This window comes from Thalassoglobus neptunius, assembly GCF_007859735.1.
Classification (GTDB): domain Bacteria; phylum Planctomycetota; class Planctomycetia; order Planctomycetales; family Planctomycetaceae; genus Thalassoglobus; species Thalassoglobus neptunius.
In genome coordinates, this window is record NZ_SIHI01000108.1 from 1 (window position 1) to 4,284 (window position 4,284).

At 52.0% G+C, this 4,284-nt stretch carries 2 protein-coding genes; both read right to left on the reverse strand.

Going from position 1 to position 4,284, the window contains the following annotated elements:
- Positions 1–353 precede the first annotated feature (353 nt).
- Complete coding sequence (locus KOR42_RS25815; protein WP_197441619.1) at positions 354–3,341, reverse strand: MMPL family transporter; 2,988 nt, start codon at positions 3,339–3,341, stop codon at positions 354–356.
- A gap of 145 nt (positions 3,342–3,486) precedes the next feature.
- Positions 3,487–3,822 carry a hypothetical protein gene (locus KOR42_RS25820; protein ID WP_146512680.1) on the reverse strand — a complete coding sequence of 112 codons (336 nt, stop codon included), beginning with the start codon at positions 3,820–3,822 and terminating at the stop codon, positions 3,487–3,489.
- Positions 3,823–4,284: the final 462 nt, after the last annotated feature.

Genomic DNA, 4,284 nt, shown 5'->3' on the forward strand with positions numbered 1-4,284 from the left:
CAAATCGAGGGAAGCCATGATCTATGTGGCTTCCATTGGTCGCATGCTCCGCCGCTTAGCTCCTTCACCCAACCAAGCTCCGTTCAAATACCGACTTACAGCATGAAGAGGATTCCGGATAGGCTCTTACTTGCCAGCAGATGGCAGAGATCCTGAGAAAGTTAACTGATGAAGACTTTGATCGCTTCGGGGTACACTCAGACGATGGTCCACTGACTTTGGCAATTCTCCTGGAGCGGATCGTTTCTCACATTCCCCATCATGTTTGCTTTATTGAAGAGAAGCGAAAGTATCTCGACAGCTGAGCCGCTTCGTGAGGGACGCGAGGTGAAATCGATTCGATCGATGGTCATCTACTGCTCGCCAGACGGTTTGTCGCCAAATGTCTCGCTGTTCTGAAATGCGATTGTGACGACGTCTTCTTCGTCTTCTTGAGGCACTTCTGTTGTCTCGGGTTGCTGAGCCGGTTTCTGTGACTTTCGGCTTCTCCCGCGATCGATCAACGTCAAGATGGCAGGAAGAGTGACCAGTGACACAAACAGGCAACTTCCGACTCCGATTACCAGAACTAGTCCGAGAGAAACAAGTCCCTGGTGGGCGGCAACCAGCATGCTTCCGAACCCCATCATTGACGTCAATGAGGTCAGAGTCACAGCGTTGATCGTACTTGGAGAGGTTTCGTAGGGGCCACGAGAGAGCCGAAAGTCGTGCGTCACATGAACGCCATCATCGACCCCAATTCCAAGGATCAATGGAAGGACGATGAGGTTCGCGGGATTCAGGTCGATGTTCGTCATGGCGAAAATCCCGAACATTAAGAATCCGCCAGCGATCGGAGGAAAGAGCGTCAGGATGACGTTGCGAGTGCTTTCAAAGTCAAAAACGAACGCTACAAGAATGGCCACGATTGTATAAAGCGCCAGAAGGTGCGCGATGTTCGATTCCTCGCCAGCATGCTGGCTCATGAAGTGCGTAAATCCGACGACCGCGAGCGGTGCAATGAGTGTGACACACAACGGCCCAATCGAAATTGCATCGATCAGAAGGATGAGTGTCACCACGACCAATGCGTAAATAGCAGCGTCAAAATAGCTGTTTCGGATTTGTCGCGCAGCTTCGAAGTTCTGAATGGGGGTTCCGGTAATCAGTGGATCAACACCGCGAACCTGATTAATAAATGCTTCCAGCGGCTTCTCTTCCCAGATGTCTTCCTTTGGGTAGACACGAATTAACCAGTCTCCTTCATCGGAAACGAATCGACGATGAATCGCAGGGTCAAAGTCTTTGGGAGTGACTGGTGACGGATCGGAAACTTCCTGCAGCTTTTGGAATTGCGCGTGAAGGGCAGTCAGCATGGCGGCTTGATAGGCTGATAGAATTTCAATCTGCTCCGGGAGTTCCATCGTTGAGATGATGTCAAGTGTCGCATCAAGACGGGCCTCAGCTTCGAGTGCCGATGGAGACGTTTGGTTCTGCACGAGGCTGTGAAGACTCTCTAACGTTTGCCCGACAGCGAGAGGATTGATTTCGGGGAAGTTTTCCGGGAGATCAGCGAGGCGGCTGAGTCGGAGATGGATCGACTGAATAAGCAAATTGGTTTCCGACGCGGGAAAGCGAGGCAGATAGCTCGCCATGTCTTCAACGCGGGCGACGAGACTTAACTGCTCAAACTTCTCACCTCGAATCCGTGTTTCTTCAATCGAGTCTGAGATCGATACGGCGTACAGCAACGATCCGTCAGTCTCTTCGAAGAGTCTCTCCTGCAACTCGACCGACTCCACTCCTTCGGCCTGCAGGTTCAATAAGTTTGCGTCGTACTCAACAATCGATTCGATCTCGCCATCGGTCCAACGGAATCCTTGAGCACCGACAATCACGATTGCGACAAGCGTGAGTACGGTCACCAGTGCCGGGAACCGTCGAATCATTTTTCGCAGCAACGTTCCCTGAAACGGAGTCGGAAGTCGTTGCGGCGAGACGTTTTGATCAGAAAGTGTGATGAGTGCCGGAAGAACGGTGAATGTGGCGATGGCACACAGCAGAATTCCGCCACCCGCAATGACGCCGAGCTCGGCGACTCCCAGGAAGTCTGTAAAAGTCGCACACAGGAACGCCATAGACGTTGTCACCGCAGCTGTCACGATTCCTGTTCCCACGCTTCGGGAGGTCAGAGCCAGTGACCGGTGAAACTCTTCGTTATGGTGTCGCAGTTCCAGATAGCGGGCCAGATAATGGATCGCAAAGTCGATCCCCAAACCGATGAGGATGGCAGCAAAAGAGACCGACAAAATATTGAGATGGCCGATGGTCAGTGTGGTGTATCCGAGTGCCCACACAAGCGCAACGGCAAGCATGATCAGTGCAAGCGCCGGGTGACGAAACCCACGGAACCCGAGAAGCAGGATCAGTCCGACGCCACCGAACGAAATCAGCGACGCGTTTCGCATGTCGATCTGCGACCGCTCCATCTCATCGGCTTCAAGGACAGGAATGCCGGTCATTCCGATCTCGACATCGGGCAATTGTGCTGTCGTCTCCGAGCAAATTTCACGCAACCGATTCAACGACTCCGACTTGCCAGTCAGCCCGTTCGATGACGTCTGAGTCGTCACGACGACAAAACCCATTTTCCCGGACGGTGTCAATTGGTATTCGGATTGTGCTTCTTGCGATACCAGATCGGTTCGAGAAACGATCTGAGGCCAGGGGGATTGGAACTCGTTGGGATCGAGAAGAAAACTTTCGAGGCTTGTGGCAAGCGACTCGATTCGGTTGATTGCCGTGTCGGTTCGTGTCGAGTTGCCTTCCGAAATCGAATACTGCAGGAGCTGTTCAAGTCTCCGTGAGTACGCATTCAGGCCAGCGAGCGACCAGTCTCCTTCAATGATCTCCCGGGAATCGTCGAGTTCGTTTTCGATCTTTTCGAGTTCAACCGGGGTCAGGTATTGAAGCCCCTTGGAAACAATTCGGTCAGAGTCAACGCGATCAAGGATGCTGCCAAACAGTTTGGATTCAGATCTCAGCTTTCCACCGAGAGTGTCGATGGCGAGTTCGACAGCTTCTCTGTTCGGTCCTTCAACGACGATAACGATGTCTGCTTGGGGACCAAACTTCTCAACATACTCCTCCCATCGCTGATGAAACTCAGAGTTCGAGTCAATCAGGTCGGAGCGATCTGTCTTGAAGGTCAGGAACCGGGCGGTCACAAGCGCGGAAAATAGAGTGAAGAGCCCGATGATCCAGAGTGTGACAACCGGTTGTGATGAGACGAACTGTGTCACCGCAGAGAGAAATCGCGGGAGGACATCGGATCCCGAGTGAGAATCATTGGGGGAACTCAAATGTTTTCTCCCGGTGGTCAAGGGCTGTTCAATTAGGGAAACCGCGACTCGAACGGATTGAAAACGTCCTGAAGTCAGAGAAGCGATTGCCCAGCATTTTGGCGGTCACGAATCCAGTGGCAAGGGGACGGAAGTCGCCTTTCCCTTATTCTGGAAGAAACTCACCACAGTCGAACTCCCTAAGAGTGTCAATCAGCAGGTCTCCGCGTTCCTGTTCACTAAACCCTGCCGAAATTCCGAGCAAAGTGCAACCAAAAATGACGCAGGCGACTTCCACGACGCGCATCGGAAGGGCGAATTCCTTCATGTCGGCGAAGAGTTCGTGGACGCTGCAGACTTCCCCGAACTTGGTTCCCATATAAAGAAGTTCAATTCCGCGGAAATCCTCGCTCCATTCATAGTCGAATGGACCGTATTCCTGATGACGGTGCGTCACCCAGAATTGAGTCTCGTCAAATCGAATTCCGCGCCGGCCTGGCATTGCAATTTCCGGAAAGGTGGACAAAGCGAACATCATAACGGAGACGGAAATCTCGTGGAAACCCAGAGTCGATGAAGGCTCGCTTGCACTCTCCCTCAATGGAGCAAATCACGAATGTGTTCGCATGTGCAGATGTGTTCGGGCTTCCTCGCACGTTTCTTCGAGATCCAATGACAGAAATTCACGAACCGAACGTCCTAACCTGTGGCCCGGAATCGAGATAAACTCACTCCTTACGAAAACTTCAAAAAACTTGTCTCCTTGAGTTGACCCCACAATAAGTTCCAGTACACTGCCGAGCCCGCTGATTTGGGCGGGACCAAACGCAACAAGCTTTGGTAAAGATCTTTGGCAATTTGGTTGGTGGACGTCTTGTGATTTAACGTTTTGCGTTAAAGAGCTTGGGTTCAGTGTTCTTGATTTCTCGATGATCGAGAAGTGCCTGCAAAGGTGCTTTTGGAG

What these genes read in the sequence shown, in the direction of transcription:
- KOR42_RS25820 (WP_146512680.1), bottom strand. Translation starts at nt 3,822, where the DNA reads ATGCCAGGCCGGCGCGGAATTCGATTTGACGAGACTCAATTCTGGGTG.